The sequence below is a fragment of the Bradyrhizobium oligotrophicum genome, from assembly GCF_051168495.1.
In the GTDB taxonomy this organism is placed as follows: domain Bacteria; phylum Pseudomonadota; class Alphaproteobacteria; order Rhizobiales; family Xanthobacteraceae; genus Bradyrhizobium; species Bradyrhizobium oligotrophicum_A.
Genome location: NZ_JBNPVB010000003.1, coordinates 64322 through 83995 on the forward strand (window position 1 = coordinate 64322; position 19674 = coordinate 83995).

Sequence of the window (19674 nt, forward strand, 5' to 3'; positions counted from 1 at the left end):
CTAACAAGCTGTAATTCCGCATGTTGCCGCGCGTGCGAAGACGCCCCTTCGGTCCGCCGCGGATCAATGCTGATGGCGCAACTGTTCCGAGACGGAACAGTTTTCGCGCGGGCAGCGATGGGCGCGGCGCCGCGGGCACGATTTGGAATCCCGCGCGTTTGCTCTATGATCGACGCAGCAGCGACATAAGTAACAACTACAGCGCTGCGGCGACGGGGACACTGCCGGTCCCCTTCGAAGCGGGAGGATGGACGATGCTGCCAAGCAGCCGGCGCCTCGATGGCGCGTGGATGAAGCTCGACGATCAGGGCCATCTGCCGGCCGATCAGTTGTCGGCCGACATCTACGACAGCTGGATGCGCTGCATCACGCTCGGCCTCGACGCGCTGCGTCCGCCCTCGCCCGAAGTCGTCGACGCAGCTGTGCTGCGGCAGGAACAGCAGCGCTGTTCGCTGGTGCGCGGGCTCGCGCTGGCCGAGATGCACACGCTGCACCAGCAGATCGCCGGCTCCAATTTCATGATCGCGTTTGCGACGGCGGAAGGGCTGCTGCTCGACATCATCTCCGATTCCAGCTTCAGCGACGCATCGGACGCGGCCTGCCTCCGCGCCGGATCGATCTGGACCGAGAACGTCTGCGGCACCAACGGACTCGGCACCTCGGCGTTTCTGAAGCGGCCGATCGTCGTGCACGGGCGCGAGCACTTCTTCGCCCGCTACAACAATTTGACCTGCGTGGCGGCGCCCATTTTCGCGCCCGACGGCGAGGTCGCCGGCATCCTCGATGCGTCGTCGGACTGCATGTCGCGCCAGGCGCACACCCAGGCGCTGGTCGCGATGGCCGCGACCCAGATCGAGAACGGGCTGTTCCGCGAACAGCATCGCGGCCACATCCTGATCGCCTTCCACAATCGCGGCGAATATCTGCATACGCTGAGCGCCGGCCTGCTGGCGGTCGACAAGGACGGCCAGATCCGCGCCGCCAACCGCGCCGCGCGCGTGCTGCTGCACGGCCTGCCGGCCTCGGCGGGCCGCCGCTTCGCCGACGTGTTCCGCGCGCGCTTCAGCGATTTCGTCGACGAGGGCCGGCGCAAGGAGCGCCAGCGGCTCGAGGACGACGTCGGCAGCCAGTTCGTCGCGACGATCGAGAACACGCGGCAGTTCCCGATGGCGCATCGCGCGCCGGCGCCGGGGCCGACGCCGCCGAAGGACACCGCGCCGCCGTTCGTCTCCGCCGATCCGCGGATCGCGGCGATCGTGCAGCGCGTCGCTGTCGCAGCCGCGCGCAAGATGCCGGTGCTGATTCGCGGCGAGACCGGCACCGGCAAGGAGCAGATGGCGCGGCACGCGCACGCGGCGAGCCGGCGCACCGGCGCGTTCGTCGCCGTCAATTGCGCAGCGCTTCCCGACGGCCTGATCGAGGCCGAGCTGTTCGGCTATACCGAAGGCGCCTTCACCGGCGCGCGGAAGGGCGGCTCGCAGGGCCTGTTCAAGGAGGCCGATGGCGGCACGCTGTTCCTCGACGAGATCGGCGACATGCCGGTGACGTTGCAGGCGGTGCTGCTGCGCTTCCTCGACGACTGGACGGTGCGGCCGGTCGGCGGCAGCAAGCGCGAGGTCGACGTGCTGCTGGTGTCGGCGACCAATGCCGATCTCGACGACGCCATCGCCAAGGGACGTTTCAGATCCGACCTGCTGTTTCGCCTCAACACGCTCGAAGTGACGCTGTTGCCGCTGCGCGAACGCAGCGACTTCGCCGAGATCGCGCGCCATCTGCTGCAGAAGATCGATCCCTCGATCGAGCTGTCGCCGGATGCGATCGAGCGCCTGGCGCGGCGCGACTGGAGCGGCAACATCCGTGAATTGCGCAACGTGCTGGCACGGCTGTCGCTCAACGAGGACGGCCCGATGATCGACGCCGCCGCCGTCGACGTCCTCGTCGGACCGATGGACCGCGAACGCCCCGCCTCGCGTCCGGCGGCGGGCGAGAGCCTGCCGACCGATCTGCACGAGATCCAGCGCGCCCTCGTGCTGAGCACCTATGCGGAGACCGGACACAATATCAGCAAGACCGCGCGGCAGCTCGGCATCTCGCGCAACACCGTCTATCGCGCGCTGCGCGGCAAACAGGACTGACACGCACCGCAAGGCGTCGATCAACAGCAAAGGGAGAGACACGATGTTCGAACCGGACAACAGCCTCGAGGCGCTGATGCAGGCGGCCGGCCGCGATCCCGCGATCGTGCCGCGGTTCTACCGCGCGCTGCTGGAGGCCGAGATCTACGTCCTGACACCGGAGGCCGCGGTCGACCCCGAGCAGCCCCGCTCGCTCGCGCGCCAGGAAAAACTCAACGTCGCCACCGTCGAATTCCAGGGCCTGACCTGGCTGCCGGCGTTCACGTCGAAGAAGCGCATCTCCGACTACGTCAAGGCGCCGGAAGCCTGCCTCGGCGCCCCGGCCCGCAACCTGTTCGCGATGCTGCCCGACGCGAACTTCTGGCTCAACCCGCTGTCCGAATGCCAGAAGCCGCTGCCGGCCAGCGAGGTCGCGCTGCTGATGCAGGGCACGATCTTCGCAAAGCTGCAGACGGCGGACAGCCGGACATGACGCCGGCGGCGCGATCGTCACGTCCGCCATCCAGGGACCGAGCCGCGCGCCGGCGCTGCGGCCTCGGCCCCGCCAACGCCGCGTGATCCGCCGCCACGCGTCGAGACCCACACTATCATGATCTCAGCAGGTGCGGTGCAACAGCCTCCGGGCAAGCGCGCAAGCCGCGGAACTGGCGGCGGTCCGAATTCGGCCCGAACGGCGTGGGAGCAGATTGACTGCTGCGTCGCAGCCCCTATCGTTGGGCTGGGCCCGCGCCGGCCCGCCTCCCACAGGATCGCCCCATGCCGACTGCGAGCTTGGCTCCCCTGGACGAGACCATCGAGATCGCGGAGCTGACGCGCGATCCCTATCCGATCTACCGGCGCCTGCGGCGCGAAGCCCCGGTGCTGCGGGTCAAGTCGGTGGGCCGGACGTTCCTGACCAAGGCGGCCGACACCAAATATGTGAAGGACAATGCGGCGCTGTTCTCGTCCGACGATCCGAACACGCCGATGAAGCGCGCCTTCCTCGCGCATACCTTGATGCGCAAGGACCACGACGAGCACCGCGCCGAGCGCATGGCGATGATGCCGGCCTTGATGCCGAAGACGATCGAAGCCGTCTGGGAGCCGCTCTACACCAAATTCGCCACCGATTATCTCGACCGCCTGCCGCGCGGCGAGGTCGTCGATCTGTTCCCTGCGCTGGCCGGCCCGCTGGCCGCGCGCATGCTCGCTGCAGTGATGGGCATTCCCGACGCCGATGATGCCGACATGCAGCGCTGGTCGCAGGCCCTGATCGACGGCGCCGGCAATTTCGGCTGGACGCCGGGGCCGTTCGACGCGTCCGATATCGCCAACGCCGAGATGGACCGCTGCATCCGCGCCAACATGGCGCGCGTGCGCGCTGAGCCGGATTCCTCCGCGCTGTCCTTCATGGTCAACGCGAAGAGCCCGATTCCGGACAGCCAGATCATCGCCAACATCAAGATCGCGATCGGCGGCGGCATCAACGAGCCGCGCGACGCGCTGCTGACGATCCTCTACGGCCTGCTGACCAACCCGGACCAGTTGGAGGCCGTGCGCGCGCAGGACAAATGGCGCGCCGCCTTCGAGGAAGGCGTGCGCTGGGTGGCGCCGATCCAGGCCAGCTCACGCCTGGTCATGGAGGACACCGAGATCCGCGGCTGCCTGATCCCGAAGGGCGACACCGTGATGACCATCCAGGCCTCCGCCAACCGCGACGAGGAGCTGTTCGCCGACGCCGAGACCTACAACGCGCTGCGCGACCCCAACCCCCACCAGGCCTTCGGCAACGGCCCCCACCACTGCGCCGGCGCCCACCTCTCCCGCCGCGCCGTCGGCGCGATCTTGCTGCCGATGCTGTTCGAGCGGTTTCCGCGGATGGAGCTGGTGGATGCAGCCAGCGTGCGGTGGCATGGGTTTGGATTTCGGGGGCCGCTGGGGTTGGCGGTGAGGATGGAGTAAAGTCGAAGCGAAGGCCTGGCTCTATTGCGCGTACCCCTCTGGCCCATATCACGCTTTTACGATCGTCGCTCTCGGAAAATGTGAAGCCAATCTCTATGAGCTGCTCGCTGCATGTTCTTCGAGTTCACCGAAGGAACCATGAAATGGCCTACTCTCAACTATGAACTCGGCGTTGCGGGCATCTGATTTGATTCGCCTGAACGGTTGCGAAGCCACTGTGCTGACAGATGAGCCTAGTGGCGCCACGGCCATCACGTTCTCTGAAGCCTTGGCGTCCCGTTGACAAGTTCCTCTTTTGTTCTATTGTCCATCACATGGCTGAGGTGAGACGGCGCTAGCATTCGAGGTGGCGCTGGCGAATCAGGCGCAATCCGCTCTCAGTCTACGATAAGCAGCGCTGGCCCAGTCGATCCTTTAGGGTCTGAAATGGTGCCGCATCTCGGCTGACGTTCGTCCGCAGTTCGCAGCACACACTGAGCAGGGCACCGGCGAGTTCAATTGATGAGAACATCCACTGAAAAATCTGCGTCGGCGGACCTCTTCGGCGGCAAAGACTTCCCACCAGCATCAGGATCGACCATAGCTAAAGAGAAACGCGCTACAGTCAGCAGTCAGAATCAGTTCGGAGAAGTCATGAGCGCCGCATCCGACCTCACTAAAATCGCAGGCCGGAATAAATTCGCGACGATCCTTGCAGACCCTCCCTGGCGCTTCCAGAACTCCACGGGCAAGGTCGCGCCCGAGCACAAGCGCCTCAACCGTTACGGCACGATGACACTTGACGAAATCTGTGCGTTGCCCGTCGCCGATGTCTGCGCGGGCACCGCGCACCTCTACCTCTGGGTGCCGAACGCGCTGCTGCCGGACGGGCTGCGGGTGATGGCCGAGTGGGGCTTCACTTACAAGGCGAACATTGTTTGGCACAAGCTGCGGAAGGATGGCGGCTCCGACGGTCGTGGCGTCGGCTTCTACTTCCGAAACGTCACGGAGCTACTACTCTTCGGCACGCGGGGCAAGAACGCCCGCACACTCCAGCCCGGCCGCACCCAGGTGAACTACATGGGCACCCGCAAGCGCGAGCACTCCCGCAAGCCCGACGAGCAGTACGAGCTAATCGAAAGCTGCTCGCCCGGCGCCTACCTGGAGATGTTCGCCCGCGGTACGCGCCCAGGTTGGACGGTCTGGGGCAACCAGGCAGACGACAGTTACACCCCTACCTGGGATACTTACGCGAACCACTCCCAGGCAAACGTCGTCGCGGCGGAGTGACTGCCCAAACGACGGGAGATCTACCTGACCGTTTGCTTTCGGTGCTTAGGCCTCTCCGGCAGGTTCGTCGTCGGCTTCGGCACCCTCCTGCAACAGTTCCTCAAGGACGGCCTCCGGCTCCCCGAAAGTCACGATCGACGACGGCAGACCGACCAAGACGAGCGGGCAAGGATTGCCAACTCCGCGATGCACGCGGTCCCCTAGCTTGCGCCAGTGCGTCGTCGCTTGGCCGAACTTGTCGGCGACGAAGGCCTCCGCCCAAGCCTGTGGAAAGCCGATGTCGCGTTGCATACGACGCACCACATTAGCCTTCTGGCGATGCGTTGGGTTTAGGCCGATGGTGGCAAGGTCCTCATTCGAGGTTAGCCCCTTTTGCTCGGCGAAACGCTTTACTAAGGCGATCATATCGGCCTGAAGCGACGTGCCGCGCGTTATGATGACGCCTAGCGAGATTCCGCCCTCGGCATGCAGCCGCTTGAAGTTTTCAAGATCGCGGTCGAAGAACGGGTCCTTGTTGTTCCACTCGATCTCGAGGGCGATAACGCCTTTCTCAAACGTGCGGACGTGGTCGACCTCGTGGGATTGCGACTCGCGGGGCTGCCCGTTTATCCGCTTCTCGATCGTGAAGTTAACCTTGTGCCACCCCGAACCGGCGAGAGCCTTGCGCAGACGCTGGGTGCCCTTAGTCTCGCCGCCGCCCGAGCCGATGATCTCCTCGATCGGGATCGTCAAGTCCTTCAACGCGGTTTCGAGCTGCGTCGACGCATCAGGAAAATCGACCGACAGAATCGCCTCGGCATGCGAGTGGAACTCGATCTGAAAACCCTTCTCGATCAACGGCTGGAACATTCGACCCTCCGGCAGAATTCTCTAGACGATTCCAGGAAGGTGGTGGAGTCCGGAGAGCGCAGGACCCATAGCGGCGGGCGATAAGACCTCGGAAGGGTTCACGGGCTAAGCTGCCGAGCTCGGGCCCGCGACCGCATGGGGATAAAGATTGGCAAAATATGCTCCCGGCAGCTTTACGAAGAACTTCGCTTGGAACCAGCACGGCCCTGGTCTCATGCGGCTGCATACGACGATCCGCGCCGGGTATCTCGGGGCGTTGGCGACGGTCGAGCGCGAGGCATGGCGAGCCAACTCCGGAATCGACGACGCATCGTTGGACCTAATTCCGATCAATTTCTTTCTGCACAATCGCGCTGGTCAAATATCGGTCGACGAGCTTGTCTTTCAGGCGATCAAGCGACCGCATTCGTTGCGCTTCGACCGGCTAGCGCTATTCGCGCTGCTTCTCAGCCGAGTCGGCAATCCGCCCGGAAAAGCCGAGGCCCGCCCGTTCATGTGGGCGAACGAGTTCGTTCGCCGAGATCTCTGGCAGAGCGGCGATTGGAGGTCGAGCGCCCTGCTAGACACTAACCTCGATCGATTCATCAAGGATCACGTGAACGGGGTGAAGGACAGCCTAGTCAAGTGCAGGAACAACCTCCGCGGCATGTTCGAATATTGTGGCTATTGGCCGACGTCTCTGCCGACCATCAACTCGGGCGCGGAAGAATGGGCGGCTTCGGCGCTCTTCCTCGCTTGGGATCGGCATCTCCTCGATGGCGCCCCAGCAACTGAGGCCGCACTGCTAGACACTGTTAAGACCGAAGAATTATACAGGCTGATGGGCGTCGAGGAGGCTTGGCTGGCGCCCATGGCGGCGACGCTGCTCGGCGAGTATCTGGACGCCGGCGGCATCCGGCGATTTCAAGTGCCAGCAGCTACTTCTGCGCCGACCACTCCGGCTGCGCCACCTCCGAGGGCGCCAACATCGACCCCTGCCGCGCCGGCACGACCGAAACCGGAGATCATCCTCGCGGAACTGCTTGACGAGCAGGGCTTAGACGATGCGGTGAAGCGCACCATCAGGCAGGCCGCGGTCCAAAAACGCAACCAACGCCTGGCCGCGAAGCTGCGGTTGGGCTACGGCCATCGCTGCCAGTTCTGCCGCCGCAGCCTCCAGATTGGGGAGGGCCGCTTCTACTCGGAGGCCGCTCACATCAAGCCGATCGGCTTGCCCCACGATGGCCCAGACAAAATGAGCAACATGATCGTACTCTGCCCGAACCATCACATTCAGTTCGACCACGGGATACTGCGCATCGTCAAAGACGGCGCGCGCTATGTCCTCTCGTCGAAAATCGAGGGCGACCCAATCCACGAAAAGTTATTGCTGTTGAAACACAAGCTCGATGACGTGTGCGTGAACTGGCATTTTGAGTGGTGGGAGAAGGCTGGCCGCTAGGTGGTCGACGTTGAGCCAGCAAAATTGAATTACCTCGACAGCACGGTCACTACTATTCAGACATAACCGGTCAGGCCGCTGCGGGCGGGTGTGCACATTGGAGTGTTGCCGAAACGCCCGCATCCCACCCCTGCACAAACTGCCCGTCGTGCCAATCTGCCGCATTCCGTCGGGCAACTTCCGGCTTGCACCGTCGGGCAAATCACCTCGATCATCCGGCCCGTCTCCTGCTCACAGAAGGGGCGTTTCGCGATCGTCACGGACCGTGGAGCGGGGGATGCGGTGGCCGCCTGGGGTCGGCGTGCGCGTTTCGCGTGCGGACGAACGAACCCTGGGTGGACGGTCAAGCCGTGTGGTCCCGACACCCCGACGCTGGTGTCTTGGTCGGCGACGATGTCGATGACGGGGGCAAGCAAGCCCGGTCCCCTGGGAGAGCACGGAGCAGCCGTGAAGACCATCGCGCAGGGAAGGCCGGTTGTTCGGCCAATCCTGTGGTGACTGCCGCCTGCTTTTTTTCTGCAGGCGGGCCATGGGTGCGGCCTGCACCCGGCCTTCCCTGCGCCCTTCTCTCTCGAAGGGTGCCCCGACCAGCAAAGCTCGGACGCGCAAACGCGCCGCGAGGCTGCGAAGCCGCGCTGACAGGTCTGAAAATTCGGGTTGAGCGGCGGGACGAGCGCTCCCTCGGGGAAGGCGGTCCATTCAGCCAAACCAGACTCAATGCAGCTTTGGGGACGACGTGGCGCATCGGTTTGCAACAGCGTTCAGCTCGTTCACGCCAGCCGGGCGGCGGGTGTCTGGCCGGATCGCGCATGGACATCCCGTTCCCGATCCCGAATTCTCCGGACGAGCCGAAGGTCCGATCCAGCTAGCCGGACCTGAGCCCGATCGACCTGATGACGGGGGCCAGGCTTGCCGAGGTGGCTTCGACGAGACGCTGGAACTTGTCCGGGCTCGACTGGCTGTCCGGCTCCAGACCTTGGGACCGGTAGGCGGCCTGCAGAGCCGGCTCCGCCATGACGGCGCGCGTCGACAGCGCGATCCGCGCGACGATCGAATCCGGGGTCAGGCTGGGTGCGAACAAGCCGAACCATCCCTCATAGCGGAGGTCGGGCATGCCGGATTCGATTGCGGTCGGTATTCCCTCTGCCGCGCCGAGCCGCGTGTCGGTGGTGACCGCGAGCAGTCGAATTTTGCCGGCCCGGCTCAGTTGCTGCAATTGAAGCGACATGACGGCGATCAACAAGGGGATCTGGCCGCTGACGAGATCGTTCGTTGCCGGCGCCACGCCGCGATAGGGAATGTGGACGATATCGAGCCCGCCGGCCTGCCGCTTGAACATTTCGCCGACGAGGTGATTTCCGGTGCCGACGCCGGGCGTGCCATAGGACAGCCTGCCGGGATGGACCTTGGCGTAGGCGATCAGGGTCTGCAGATCCTGCGCCGGCACCGAAGGATGGATCGCGAAGACGAGTGCACTCGAGACCAGCCGGTAGATGGCCCGGAAGTCGCCCGCGGAATAGGCCGGCCGCTCCGCCAGGGGGATGATGACCTGCGTGCTGCCGTTGCCCAGCAGAAGCGAGTAGCCGTCGGGCTTTTCGCGCGCGACAGCCGCAGCGCCGATCGCCCCGCCCGCGCCCCCGATGTTCTCGACGAAAACCGGACCAAGCTGCGCCGCGATCCGATCGACCCAGGGGCGCCCGATCTGGTCACCCGATCCTCCCGCGGCATAGGGAATGACCAGCCGAACGGGGCGCGTCGGATAATCGGCAGCTATTCCGTTGCGCGCGACCGCGGCGAGCGCGCCGGCGCATGTGGCGGAACTGATGAGTTGTCGGCGTGAGAGCCACGGCATGTTCAATTCCGTAAGTCGTCCGGCGCACGAGGGCGCAACCGGCAGGATCGGTCCCGGCGTGATCGCATCAGCTCGATCAGGTCACTCCTGCGCGCGTCCTTTGCCAACCGGCAGTCTGCCGACCGGCCCCGGCATTTACTTGAGCCGTTCGTTCGAACGAGCATGTCCCGAGCACGAGGCACGGGAACCGGGTTGCCTACCAGGCCGGTCCTGCCGGTTCCGCCAGTTTACTCCACGCCTCGATCTGGTACAGACAAACCATGCAGTTTCCCTGCCGAGGGGACGATGGCGCGTGCCGGATAACGACACTCAGGACTCGGCCATTTCATTTGGGCCGTTTCGCCTCTTACCCAAGTCAAGGCTCTTGGAGAAGGATGGCGCGCCGCTTCATATTGGTGGTCGTGCGCTCGACATCCTCATCGTCCTTGCCCAGCGGCCCGGCGAGGTCGTCGACAAGCGGGAGCTGGTTCAGCGCATCTGGGCCGACGTGCATGTCGACGGAGGCAGCCTTCGCTTCCATATCGCCGCCTTGCGCAAGGTGCTCGGCGATGCCGGCAAGTCGGCCCGCTATGTCGTGAACGTTCCCGGTCGCGGCTACTGCTTTGCCGCGCCGCTCGCCCCACCTTCGGTCGCGCCTGCCGCCGTCGAAGCCGCCGCGCCTCGTGCACCGCTGCCGCCGTCGCTCGCCAAGATGATCGGGCGGGAGGACGTCGTCGAGAAAATTTCAAGCGCACTCTCGCTGCACCGATTCATCACGGTGGTCGGCCCGGGCGGCATCGGCAAGACCGCCGTCGCGGTCACCGTCGCGCATCGCCGCTCTGCGGACTTCGCCGGGCAGGTCTTTTTCATCGACTTCGGACCGCTGCGGGATCCCCGGCTCGTCGCAACCGCCATCGCCTCCGCGGTCGGGTTGGCCGTCAACGCGGACGATCCGCTGCCGGCGCTGCTGGCAAACCTGCAGGACAAGCGGACGCTGCTGATCTTCGACAGCTGCGAGCATGTGCTGGAGACCCTGGCGCCGCTCGCCGAACGCCTCGTCCGCGACGTGCCGATGCTGCACGTCCTTGCCACCAGCCGGGAGTCGTTCCGCAGCGAGGGCGAACGGATCTTTCGATTGTTCCCGCTGGATTGTCCGCCTCAGCGCGACGATCTCGGCGTCGCCGAGATTCTCGCCTACCCCGCAGCGCAATTGTTCGTCGAACGCATCGCGCAGGGCTCCGGACCATTCGAGCTCAGCGCGGAAGACGCGCCGTTGGTCGCCGACATTTGCCGCCGCCTCGACGGCATCGCGCTCGCGATCGAGCTGGCGGCCGGCCGGGTCAACGCATACGGCATCGCCGGCACGGCGTCGCTGCTCGACAGCCGCTTCTCGTTGCAATGGCGCGGCCGCCGCACGGCCATTCCGCGACACCAGACGCTGAGCGCCGCGCTCGACTGGAGCTACGATCTGCTGCCGGACCCGGAACGCACCATCCTGCGACGATTGTCCGTGTTCGTCGGACCGTTCACGCCGGAGGCGGCCGCAGCCGTCGCATCCGGCGACGGGCTCAGCGCGGCCGAAACGAGCGAGGCGATCGACAACCTCGTCACCAAATCGCTGATCGTCCCGTCCGGCGCGCGGACGCTGCGTTATCGCCTGCTGGATACGACACGAACCTATGCGCTCGGAAAGCTTGGCCTGTCGGGAGAACAACGGCGCCTTGCGCAGCGGCACGCGGAGTACTTCCGCCATGTGCTCGATCGCGCCGAAACCGAGACATCCGCGCCGCTGCACGCGTGGCTGAGCACCTATGGCAGCAAGCTGGACAATGTGCGCGCGGCGCTGGACTGGGCCTTCTCCGCTGACGGCGATGCTGCGCTCGGCGTTGCGCTGACGGCAGCCGCCGTCACGCTGTGGGTGCGCCTGTCGCTGTTTGCCGAATGCCGCGAACGGACGAGAACCGCGCTTGCGGCGCTGGGCGACAACGCCGACGGCGTCGATCGGCTTCGCATGCAGCTCCTGGGCGCGCTCGGCTGGTCGCTGATGTACGGCGAAGGCCGCGCGCGCGAAGCCCGCCCGATCCTTGAGGAGACGCTCGAGCTCGCGGACCGGCTCGACGACAAGGATTTCCGGCTGCGGGCGCTGTGGGGATTGTGCATCGACCAGTTCAACAATGGCGAGTTCGGCAAGGCGCGCGCGCTTGCCGATCGTTTCACCGCCATCGCGGCGAGCTCTCCCGACACCACCGACCTGATGCTGGCCGACCGGCTGATGGCGGTCGCGCTGCATTATCTCGGAGACCAGACCGAGGCCCGGATCCGGATCGACCGGGTGAATGCGTCCCTGCATTTGCTGACCGAGAAGCCGAAGATATTCCCGCTCGATCTCCGGGTCTCGACGCAATATTTCCGGGCCCGTATCCTGTGGCTGCAGGGCCTGGCCGACCAGGCGCAGGAGCTCGCCACACGCAACGTCGAGGAAGGGCGAGCGAACGGTCACGCGCTGACCTTCTGCAGCGTGCTCGGACAAAGCGCCTGCCTGCTCGCCTTCTTTGCCGGCGACCTGGATGCCGCGCAACGCCATGGCGCCGAGCTGCTCGCACACGCCGATCGCCACGCGATCCGACTCTGGGGTCTCTGGGCCCGCGCCTTCAACGCGATGATCGTGGCGAGGCGCGGGGACATCGCGGCAGGCCTGCCGCTGCTGCGCGAGGAGCTCGATCGCGCCGGCGACGCCCGCGTCCTGCCGCGCTTTCTTCCCCTGCTTGGCGAACTGGCCGCCTGCTTCGGCGAGGCCGGCCAGGTCGATCGCGGCCTCGCCGCCATCGAGGACGTGCTGAAGCGCTGCGACGACCGGCAGGAGCGCTGGTACCTGCCGGAGCTGATCCGCATCAAGGGCGAACTGATGCTCAAGGACGCGGAGCAATCGGCGGGCGCCGAGGCCTGCTTTCGCGAGGCCATGGCGATCGCAGCCCGACAGGGCGCCTGCTTCTGGGAGCTGAGATGCGCGATCAGCATCGCGCGCCTCGGGATGAGTCAGGGCCGGAACGCGGAAGCGGCGGACGTTCTCGAGACAGTCTGCGGGCGGCTGACCGAGGGCGCTGATACCGCCGACATGCGCATGGCCCGCGGCCTGATCACGCAGCTTCGGGCCCGCGCCGCGGCAGTTTCCAGCCGGGACGGATGAAGTGACAGGTGTAGCCGTCCGGAAAACGCTCCAGATAGTCCTGATGCTCGGGCTCGGCCTCCCAGAATTCGCCGGCGGGCGCGACTTCGGTGACCACCTTGCCGGGCCAGAGATGCGAAGCCTCGACATCGGCAATCGTGTCTTCGGCAGTCCGCTTCTGCTCGTCCGTCGTATAGAAGATGGCCGAACGGTAGCTCGTGCCCCGATCATTGCCCTGACGATCGCGCGTCGTCGGATCGTGAATCTGGAAGAAGAATTCCAGCATCGTCCGGTAGCTCGTCTTCGCGACATCGAAGATGATCTCGATCGCCTCGGCATGCCCGTCGTGATTGCGGTAGGTCGCGTTCTTCACATTTCCGCCGGTGTAGCCGACCCGGGTCGAGATCACGCCCGGCTGCTTGCGGATGAGATCCTGCATGCCCCAGAAGCAGCCTCCGGCAAGCACTGCGCGTTCTGTCGTCATGTGACGTGCTCCAATGGTTCGAGATGCCGTTTCAGCGAACATAGTGGTTGGAGACAGAGACTGCCAGCCGCGCGCCCAGCGGAAACGCATGCTGATGGGTCATGGCGCGCTCCCTGTCCTGTTCGCCTAGATCAGCTTGGCGTCAAGCGTGATCGCGGCGTTGAGCACTTTCGACACCGGGCAGTTCGTCTCGGCCTCGCCGGCGATGCGGGCAAAGCCGGCCTCGTCGAGGTTCGGCACCTTGGCGCGCAAGGTGAGCGCCGATTTGCTGATCTTGAAACCCTTGCCTTCCGGCTCGAGCGTGACGGCCGCCTCGGTGGAAAGCTCGGTCGGTGTGAAGCCTGCGAGCTGCAGGCCGAAGGCAAGGGCCATCGTGAAGCAGCCCGCGTGTGCCGCCGCGATCAGCTCTTCCGGGTTGGTGCCCTTCTCGTTCTCGAAGCGGGTCTTGAACGAATAGGGCGTCTCGGCGAGCACGCCGGATTCGCTGGACAGGTGCCCACTGCCGTCCCTGCCGGTGCCGTGCCAGAATGCCGTTGCCTTGCGGATCATGATGTTCTCCTTGCAGATGGTGGTTCTGCTCACGCCTTGAGCGCGTTGGGATCGATGGGCATCTTGCGCAGCCGCTTGCCGGTCGCGGCAAACACGGCGTTGGCGATGGCGGGAACGATGCCGGACGTTCCGGCCTCGCCCATTCCGCCCGGCGGCTCCGCGCTGTTGACGAGATGGACCTCGACGGCCGGCGCCTCGTTGATGCGCAGCAGCTGATAGGTATCGAAATTGGCCTGCTGCACACGGCCGTTCTTGAGCGTGATCTCGCCATAGAGCGCGGCGGTCACGCCGAACATCACGCCGCTCTGCAGTTGCGCCTCAACCGTATCCGGATTGACCACGGTGCCGCAATCCATCGCGCAGACGACACGATGAACCCGAACCGAGCCGTCCTTGGCGATCTCGACCTCGGCCACCTGCGCCAGCAGGCTCCCGAAGGCGTTCTGCAGGGCAATGCCGCGCCCCCATCCCTTCGGCAGTGGAGCGCCCCACCCGGCCTTTTCCGCGGCAAGGTCGAGCACGGCCTTTGCCCGTGGATTGTGATCGAGCAGCGCGCGGCGATACGCCACCGGATCCTGCTTGGCAGCCGCCGCCAGCTCATCGATGAAGCTCTCGGTGACGAAGACGTTGTGCGATGGGCCGACGCTGCGCCAGAACGCCGTCTGGATGCCCGGCGGCTCGACGCGCACATACTCGACGTGGACGTTCGGAAGCGCGTAGACCAGGTCGATCGCGCCTTCCGTCGTGTCCGGATCGAGACCATTGTTGAAGGCGGGCGGGAGATAGCGCGCGATCACCGAGGAGCCGGCGAAGCGATTGGTCCAGGCGACAGGCCTTCCATCCTTGTCGAGCCCGGCTTCGATGCGATCCACCCAATAGGGCCGGTACATGTCGTGCTGGATGTCCTCCTCGCGCGTCCACACCACCTTCACGGGACCGTCGACATGCCTCGCGATCTGGACCGCGCGGACCGCACCATCCACGTCCAGACGGCGCCCGAAGCCGCCGCCGATGAGATGATTGTGGACGATCACCTTCTCGATGGGGAGACCGGCGGCCTCCGCCGCCATCGCCTGGACTCGCGCGATCGCCTGGGTGCCGAGCCAGATCTCGCATTCGCCGCCGCGGACATGCACGGTGCAGTTCATCGGCTCCATCGTGGCATGCGCGAGGAACGGCACGTGATAGTTCGCGGCAATCCGTGTCACCGCATTCGCCATCGCCTGTCCGGCGTCACCGATGTTCTGCGCAACCGGGCCGGCTCTGAGGGTGGCCTGCTCGAGCTCGCGGGCGACGTCCTCAGTTGCCAAGGCAGCATTGCCGCCTTCGTCCCATTCGATCTTGAGCGCTTCCAGCCCTTTCTTCGCAGCGCCCATGTGATCGGCGACGACGGCGACCGCATCGTCGAGCCGAACGATCTGGCGCACGCCCTTGATCAGCTTCGCAGAGCCGTCGTCTACGCTCTTCACGCGGCCGCCAAACACGGGCGATTGCGCCAGCGTCGCGATCTTCACGCCCGCCGGCCGGGCATCGATGCCGTAGACCACCGAGCCATTGACCTTGCCCGAGGCGTCGAGCCGCTTGGCCGGCGTTCCGATCAGCTTGAACTCCGCGGGGCTTTTCAGCACGACATTCGTCGGAAGGGGCAGACGCGCCGCATCCGCGACGAGTTCGCCATACGACAGGCGCCGCCCGCTCGGACCATGGATGACCTCGCCGGCTTCGGCATGACAAGACTTGGCCTCGACGCCCCACCGCATCGCGGCCGCCTCCATCAGTATCAGACGCGTGGCGGCGCCGGCTTCGCGCAGCGGCTTCCAGGCCCCTCGCATGGCGTTCGAATTGCCGGTCGCCTGAACGCCGAGCAGCGGATTGACGTAGAGCTTCTCGTTCGGCGGCGCATGCTCGAGCCTGACCTGCTTCAGATCGATCTCGAGCTCCTCGGCGATCAGCATCGGGATCGACGTATAGGTGCCCTGCCCCATTTCGACATAGGGCATGGTCAGCACGACCTCGCCGTCACGGCCGATACGAATGAAGGCGTTGGGCGCGAAACCCTCCGCGCCCGTCGCGCTGCTCTGGCCGAGCGGCAGCGTGAGGCCGATCACGAGACTTCCGCCCGTCATCGCGGCGGACACCAGAAAGCTTCGGCGGGAAAGGCTGGTGTTGGACGATCCGGACGTCGTGCGATCGAAGACCATGGTCACCCCTCCTTCACGCGCGCTTGCGCGGCGAGCTTGATCGCCTCGCGGATGCGGACATAGGTGCCGCAACGACAGATGTTGCCGCTCATGGCATCGTCGATGTCGGCATCGGTCGGATGCGGGTTGTCCGTGAGCAGCGCCGTCGCCGACATGATCTGGCCGGACTGGCAATAGCCGCACTGGGCGACCTCGCGGTCGAGCCAGGCCTTCTGTATCCGCTCGCCCGCCGGCGTCGCGCCGATCGCCTCGATCGTCGTCACCCTGGAGTCGCCGATGCTGTCGACGGCCGTGATGCACGAGCGAATGGCAGAGCCGTCGAGGTGGACGGTGCACGCACCACACAAGGCTTGGCCGCAACCGAACTTGGTGCCGGTCATGCCAAGCACGTCGCGCAGCACCCAGAGCAGCGGGGTGTCGCCGTCGACGTCGACGCTGCGCAGTGCTCCATTGATATTGATCGTAAAACCCATGATGAGGTTCCCTTGTTCTGGACCTGCCCGGCACGACTTACGGTCGCGCCGGATCGCTCATATCTGCGCCGGTGCTCGAGCGCCGCAGCGTCCTGCTTCGTCTCAGATCGACTGGCGCAGCGGACGGAATGCGGTGCGCATTTCCGCGCAGAACAGCGCGGGCTGCTCCCAGGCCGCGAAATGCCCGCCCTTGTCGAGGCGGTTGTAGTGGATGAGCTTGGGATAGGCCTTCTCGGCCCAGCTCCGCGGCGCGGCATAGATCTCGTCCGGGAAGACGCTGACGGCGACCGGAATCTCGACGTGCTTGGGCTCGAAGAAGACCAGCTTGTTCTCCCAGTACAGGCGCGCCGACGACACCGCCGTATTGGTCAGCCAATAGAGAGTGATGTTGTCGATGACGTCGTCCTGGGACAGACCTTCGCTCTTTCCGTCGAACACCCGCGCAATCATGGCGGCGCTGCGCGCGTCATGGTCGAGCATCCAGGACGCAAGGCCGGCCGGCGAGTCCACGAGGCCGTAGAGCGTCTGAGGCCGATTCGACATCTCGATCGCATAACCGAGGCCGTGCTTGTAGAAATCGTCGAGCTGGTCGTAGGCATGGCTCTCGTCGGCGGAGAGGCCGGATGGACGCGCCCCGCCGGGCTGCAGCGCCTTGGCGATCTCATCGGGGACCGTTGCGGGCATGTTGGTGTGGATGCCGAGCAACCCGGGCGGCGCCAGCAGTGCCATCTGCTCGGTCACGGCGTTGCCCCAGTCCCCGCCCTGGGCCACATAACGGGTGTATCCGAGCCGCTTCATCAGCACGACCCATGCACGCGCGATGCGCTGCGGGTCCCAGCCCAGCGTCGCCGGCTTGCCGGAAAAGCCGTGGCCCGGAAGCGACGGGATGACCAGATCGAACGCGTCGGATGCCCTCACGCCGTGCGCCGGGGGATCGGTGAGCGGGCCGATGATCTTCATCTGCTCGATGACCGAGCCGGGCCAGCCATGCGTGACGATCATCGGCAGGGCGTTCTCGTGCTTGGCGCGCACGTGAATGAAATGGATGTCGACGCCGTCGATCTCGGTGACGAACTGCGGTAGGGCATTCAGCCGTGCTTCCATCCTGCGCCAGTCGTAGTCGGTCTGCCAGTAGCGCACGAGCTGCTGGACCGTCTTCAATTGCACGCCCTGCGACCGGTCGGTGACGATCTCGCGATCGGGCCACCGCGTGGCCGCCAGGCGGCGGCGCAGGTCGAGCAGATCGTCCTCGGGAACGTCGACCCGGAATGGGCGGATCGCATCGCTCACTGCCGCCTGCGCGCGACCCTGCGGCAGCAGGCTCGCCACGCTGGCGGCAACCGCGCCCATCGCGGCATGACCCAGCAACTGGCGACGGTCGGGATTCAGCACATCGGTGCGTATGTGTGTCGACATTGTCAATCTCCCTGGCTTCGCTGACGACGTTGACAGAAATCGATTTGGATCGATCGGTCCGTGCCACAAACAGATTGGCGCAAGCTCCGACAATTTTCCCGTTATGGATTGTTAGACCGCGTTAGCCGTTGCGAGCCGGGCGATGCGCCCCTCGACAACATCGTAACCACGTGCCACCGCGATTTTCCTGATCCTACATCGCACATCAGGATGGCAGGGGCTCGCCGGACCGCTCACGCACGATGTAGTCGGCGTACCAGTCCGCCCAATTGTCATCATGCCCTCCCCCACGTTTCTCGTGCTCGCCATGCGCGGACGCCGCTCGCCGCAGCGCTGCGGCGAGCTCCATTGACGACGTGAAAGCCGTGGCGGCCGGCTCGACGCGTCCAGGAAGTCGTGCGGTCACCTCCTGCAAGAGCCAACCATTGCCGTCGGGATCACTGAACGCGGCGAACGAACGATAGCTGCGATGGTCGGGGTCCACGCCATCGATACGACGGCGACCGAAGAGGTATGGCTCATCAGGTCCGAGGAAATTGCCGCCGGCGTCGTGGAATGGCTCGCTGACCTTGACACCGCGGCCGAGCAGCTCCTTGCGGGCGGCTTCGAGATCCGAAACGATGAGGTACAAGCCTTGCGTCGAGCCGGGCACTGCTGCCGTCACGTTCGTGCCGAAGATCACCGCGCAGGCCGAGCCGGGCGGCGTGAACTGGACCACGCGGTAGTCGGGGCCGGACGCAAAATCCGCGTCCAGCCTCCAGCCCAGACCCGTGTAGAAGGATTTCGCGCGATCGACGTCAGAGACGGGAATGACCATGACCTCGAGCTTCAAATCAACTCCACGCGGCGTCGAGGGCTTGACGTCGGCTTGCCGGTGCATCTCGGTCGCGGTCATGGCGGCCTTCCTGGTTTGAGGATGATCGGGCGTTGTGGTTCGGAAGCTACAATCGGCACGACGACCATCGCGCAATCCGGGACGTATTGCGCGTTATGGGTCGATCGTGCGCCGCCGCGGGTTCCGACCCCAGGGCAGCGAAACTGGCCTTGGCGTCCGCAAAAGTCTCCCAGACCGACGTCAATCGGCGACGGCTGACATTGCGATGGTCACGCGCGTGCCGTCTTGCCCGGTCTCACCGTGCATCTGGGCGCGGATGCTTCGCGCGAGTCCTTCCAGAATACGACTGCCGGTACCCTGAAGTGCGCCGTTCGCACCGATCCCATTGTCGACCACCGTGCAGAGCCAGCAGCCGTCGCGCTGGAACACGTCGACGCGGATCAATGCATCGTTCTTGGTCGGAAAGGCATGCTTGGCCGCGTTCGTGATGAGCTCGGTCAGCATCAGGGCGAGCCGATGACATTGTGACGTGGGCAGCATGCCGTCCTGAATGGCGGCTTCACAACGGATCCCCGCAGGCTCCAGGATGGCCTCAGACACCGCCCCGCAGAGTCCTTCGAAGAAAGTTGCGACGGAGACTGCCGGAAGATCCTCGTCATTCGATAAAAATTGATAGAGCCTGCCGAAAGCAACGAGGCGCTGCTCGAACCGGTCCACGGCAGCCGACACTTCGCCGGGCCTCGCCCGCGTCAGATCGCGGCGGACTGACGCACCGAGCAGCGTCAGCGTGTTCTTCATCCGATGATGCGATTCCCGCAGCACCAGATCCCAGTCGGTCTGGTCGCCGAGATCGGCGGCCAGATGAGATTGAACCATATCGTGTTTTGGACGAGTTCCGATACTGGGCATCGCAGCCTCCCCGCTGATAACCAGTCTTAACCTGCGGTCACAATGGATGAGGCCTGCGATTTTCGCTCGTTAGACGTTGCAAGATTTTGTTATGATTGTTGCGGTGACAGCGACGCCGTCGGCTTGGCGGGCCGCTGGACCAATGGTTCTAGTTCGAAGAATCCGACGCAAATGA

15 protein-coding genes are annotated in these 19674 nt (G+C 65.1%); 6 read left to right on the forward strand and 9 right to left on the reverse strand.

Going from position 1 to position 19674, the window contains the following annotated elements; genetic code table 11:
* Window positions 1-254: 254 nt before the first annotated feature.
* The 4 genes from ACQR1B_RS07045 to ACQR1B_RS07060 all read left to right on the forward strand — a co-directional run bounded on the left by ACQR1B_RS07045 (window position 255) and on the right by ACQR1B_RS07060 (window position 5345).
* A complete protein-coding gene (locus tag ACQR1B_RS07045) occupies window positions 255-2135 on the forward strand; it encodes a sigma-54-dependent Fis family transcriptional regulator (RefSeq protein WP_434833138.1) in 1881 nt (626 codons plus the stop codon).
* A gap of 43 nt (window positions 2136-2178) precedes the next feature.
* The gene (locus ACQR1B_RS07050) at window positions 2179-2607 is read left to right on the forward strand and encodes an SseB family protein (RefSeq protein ID WP_434833073.1); all 429 of its coding nucleotides are present in this window, start codon (window positions 2179-2181) and stop codon (window positions 2605-2607) included.
* A 284-nt stretch (window positions 2608-2891) separates the two neighbouring features.
* The gene (locus tag ACQR1B_RS07055; RefSeq protein WP_434833072.1) at window positions 2892-4076 is read left to right on the forward strand and encodes a cytochrome P450; all 1185 of its coding nucleotides are present in this window, start codon (window positions 2892-2894) and stop codon (window positions 4074-4076) included.
* 633 nt (window positions 4077-4709) lie between these two features.
* Window positions 4710-5345, forward strand: a complete 636-nt coding sequence (locus tag ACQR1B_RS07060) for an MT-A70 family methyltransferase (RefSeq protein WP_434833071.1) — start codon at window positions 4710-4712, stop codon at window positions 5343-5345.
* 45 nt (window positions 5346-5390) lie between these two features.
* Here the strand turns inward: ACQR1B_RS07060 and ACQR1B_RS07065 are convergent, their stop codons facing one another.
* Window positions 5391-6194 carry a BglII/BstYI family type II restriction endonuclease gene (locus ACQR1B_RS07065; protein WP_434833070.1) on the reverse strand — a complete coding sequence of 268 codons (804 nt, stop codon included), beginning with the start codon at window positions 6192-6194 and terminating at the stop codon, window positions 5391-5393.
* A gap of 148 nt (window positions 6195-6342) precedes the next feature.
* Here ACQR1B_RS07065 and ACQR1B_RS07070 point away from each other — a divergent pair, with 148 nt between their 5' ends.
* Window positions 6343-7635 (forward strand): HNH endonuclease, encoded by a 1293-nt coding sequence (locus ACQR1B_RS07070; protein ID WP_434833069.1) that lies wholly within the window; start codon window positions 6343-6345, stop codon window positions 7633-7635.
* A gap of 865 nt (window positions 7636-8500) precedes the next feature.
* On the opposite strand, the gene ACQR1B_RS07075 is transcribed toward ACQR1B_RS07070, so the two are convergent.
* The gene (locus tag ACQR1B_RS07075; protein WP_434836742.1) at window positions 8501-9487 is read right to left on the reverse strand and encodes a Bug family tripartite tricarboxylate transporter substrate binding protein; all 987 of its coding nucleotides are present in this window, start codon (window positions 9485-9487) and stop codon (window positions 8501-8503) included.
* Between the two features lie 292 nt (window positions 9488-9779).
* On the opposite strand from ACQR1B_RS07075, the gene ACQR1B_RS07080 reads away from it, so the two are divergent.
* On the forward strand, window positions 9780-12653 hold the full coding sequence (locus ACQR1B_RS07080; RefSeq protein ID WP_434836741.1) for an ATP-binding protein: 2874 nt from the start codon (window positions 9780-9782) through the stop codon (window positions 12651-12653).
* Here ACQR1B_RS07080 and msrA read toward each other — a convergent pair.
* The 7 genes from msrA to ACQR1B_RS07115 all read right to left on the reverse strand — a co-directional run bounded on the left by msrA (window position 12604) and on the right by ACQR1B_RS07115 (window position 19499).
* Window positions 12604-13116 carry a peptide-methionine (S)-S-oxide reductase MsrA gene (gene msrA / locus ACQR1B_RS07085; protein WP_434836740.1) on the reverse strand — a complete coding sequence of 171 codons (513 nt, stop codon included), beginning with the start codon at window positions 13114-13116 and terminating at the stop codon, window positions 12604-12606. The two genes, ACQR1B_RS07080 and msrA, sit on opposite strands and share 50 nt — an antisense overlap.
* 126 nt (window positions 13117-13242) lie before the next feature.
* The gene (locus ACQR1B_RS07090; protein ID WP_434836739.1) at window positions 13243-13665 is read right to left on the reverse strand and encodes an OsmC family protein; all 423 of its coding nucleotides are present in this window, start codon (window positions 13663-13665) and stop codon (window positions 13243-13245) included.
* A gap of 29 nt (window positions 13666-13694) precedes the next feature.
* Window positions 13695-15866: a molybdopterin cofactor-binding domain-containing protein gene (locus tag ACQR1B_RS07095; protein WP_434836738.1), complete on the reverse strand. Its 2172-nt coding sequence runs from the start codon at window positions 15864-15866 to the stop codon at window positions 13695-13697.
* A gap of 2 nt (window positions 15867-15868) precedes the next feature.
* Window positions 15869-16339, reverse strand: a complete 471-nt coding sequence (locus ACQR1B_RS07100) for a (2Fe-2S)-binding protein (RefSeq protein ID WP_434836737.1) — start codon at window positions 16337-16339, stop codon at window positions 15869-15871.
* A 102-nt stretch (window positions 16340-16441) separates the two neighbouring features.
* Window positions 16442-17755, reverse strand: a complete 1314-nt coding sequence (locus ACQR1B_RS07105) for an epoxide hydrolase family protein (protein WP_434836736.1) — start codon at window positions 17753-17755, stop codon at window positions 16442-16444.
* 205 nt (window positions 17756-17960) lie between these two features.
* Window positions 17961-18650, reverse strand: coding sequence for a VOC family protein (locus ACQR1B_RS07110; protein WP_434836735.1), 690 nt, complete (start codon window positions 18648-18650; stop codon window positions 17961-17963).
* A gap of 180 nt (window positions 18651-18830) precedes the next feature.
* The gene (locus tag ACQR1B_RS07115) at window positions 18831-19499 is read right to left on the reverse strand and encodes a sensor histidine kinase (RefSeq protein ID WP_434836734.1); all 669 of its coding nucleotides are present in this window, start codon (window positions 19497-19499) and stop codon (window positions 18831-18833) included.
* Between the last annotated feature and the right edge of the window lie 175 nt (window positions 19500-19674).

Coding starts and splice junctions, on each gene's coding strand:
- ACQR1B_RS07090 (WP_434836739.1), bottom strand. CDS start 13,665: ATGATCCGCAAGGCAACGGCATTCTGGCACGGCACCGGCAGGGACGGC.
- ACQR1B_RS07045 (WP_434833138.1), top strand. CDS start 255: ATGCTGCCAAGCAGCCGGCGCCTCGATGGCGCGTGGATGAAGCTCGAC.
- ACQR1B_RS07065 (WP_434833070.1), bottom strand. CDS start 6,194: ATGTTCCAGCCGTTGATCGAGAAGGGTTTTCAGATCGAGTTCCACTCG.
- ACQR1B_RS07055 (WP_434833072.1), top strand. CDS start 2,892: ATGCCGACTGCGAGCTTGGCTCCCCTGGACGAGACCATCGAGATCGCG.
- ACQR1B_RS07100 (WP_434836737.1), bottom strand. CDS start 16,339: ATGGGTTTTACGATCAATATCAATGGAGCACTGCGCAGCGTCGACGTC.
- ACQR1B_RS07105 (WP_434836736.1), bottom strand. CDS start 17,755: ATGTCGACACACATACGCACCGATGTGCTGAATCCCGACCGTCGCCAG.
- msrA (WP_434836740.1), bottom strand. CDS start 13,116: ATGACGACAGAACGCGCAGTGCTTGCCGGAGGCTGCTTCTGGGGCATG.
- ACQR1B_RS07050 (WP_434833073.1), top strand. CDS start 2,179: ATGTTCGAACCGGACAACAGCCTCGAGGCGCTGATGCAGGCGGCCGGC.
- ACQR1B_RS07060 (WP_434833071.1), top strand. CDS start 4,710: ATGAGCGCCGCATCCGACCTCACTAAAATCGCAGGCCGGAATAAATTC.
- ACQR1B_RS07115 (WP_434836734.1), bottom strand. CDS start 19,499: ATGCCCAGTATCGGAACTCGTCCAAAACACGATATGGTTCAATCTCAT.
- ACQR1B_RS07075 (WP_434836742.1), bottom strand. CDS start 9,487: ATGCCGTGGCTCTCACGCCGACAACTCATCAGTTCCGCCACATGCGCC.
- ACQR1B_RS07110 (WP_434836735.1), bottom strand. CDS start 18,650: ATGACCGCGACCGAGATGCACCGGCAAGCCGACGTCAAGCCCTCGACG.
- ACQR1B_RS07095 (WP_434836738.1), bottom strand. CDS start 15,866: ATGGTCTTCGATCGCACGACGTCCGGATCGTCCAACACCAGCCTTTCC.